We start from the raw sequence: 1,072 nt of genomic DNA, 5'->3' as shown, positions 1-1,072 counted from the left end.
ACTCTTTCCTTTGGCTACAATTCTCTCATATAACTCTCTGCAAGCTTTGTTACATTTACAAGCATTAAAAGAGCACATAAATAATAAATTACGTAGCTTTTGATTTCCTACTTTACTAATTCTTGGTCGTGAGTTTAGACTACTCCCACTTTTTCTTATTACTGGTGTAAGTCCTGCATAACTACACAATTCACTGGCACTATTAAAACGATCAAATCTACCAGTTAAAACGACTAACATAATAGCTGTTTTAGGACCAATACCAGGAATAGTTCTTAAACGTGTTAATAGATCTTGATGTGCTATTTTTACTAAAGCCAATAGTTTATCTTCTAAGGTTTTAATCTCTTTATGAAGAGACTTTAATAGTCGCCTTAAAGACCTCAAAGTATCCTTACTTGGATTTCCCAAAACAGCTTCGCCATGTAATTTGTTTTTCATCATAGTACTCTGTTTTGTATAGATAGAAAGTGTTCTAACAATTTGAAGACATTCTATTTCTGTCTTAGAATGACCTTTCCATAGCTTTAATTCAAACTGCTGAGCATAATCACATATAAGTTTAGAATCACTCTTATCGGTCTTAATTTTAGACAACTTCATCTGTATAAAGCGTTTTATTGCTAATGGATTTTCTACCGATACCTTTATACCGGATTCTAGCAAATGATACGCTAATTGATAATGATAATACCCTGTGGCTTCCATTACACAATGACTCATTTCATTTAAGAGTTTTGAGAACTTTATAAAGCCAAATTCATTGTTTTTAAACTGATAGTAATTGCCATCAGAGTCTGTAACATCGAATACTAAATGGCTGATGTCAAGTCCAAAATATTTAATATCTTTAGTCATAAAAAAAAGGATTTTATAAAAGGACATACTACGCGAGTTTCAACGACTTAAAAACGAGGTCTAAAAGCCTCATAGAACTGTACGAAATCTGTGTAGAAAAGAGAGGGGATTTTCAATGTTGACGAAGTCTTAAGCTTCTGCGTGTATCATAACCTTATTCCTCTCTTTTGTCTTTTCTTATTTATGTTTAAATTTAATGAATTGTAAACTTAAG

General features: G+C 31.9%; 1 protein-coding gene. It reads right to left on the bottom strand.

The features are described 5' to 3' along the window. On the bottom strand, window positions 1-858 hold an 858-nt coding region (locus tag AC2D8I_RS16240), incomplete at its 3' end, for an IS110 family RNA-guided transposase (protein WP_484707164.1). Window positions 859-1,072: the final 214 nt, after the last annotated feature.

This window comes from Lacinutrix sp. YIN62, assembly GCF_057219185.1.
Note: the sequence above shows the minus strand (reverse complement) of the source record. Positions and strands in the feature narration are given on the sequence as shown.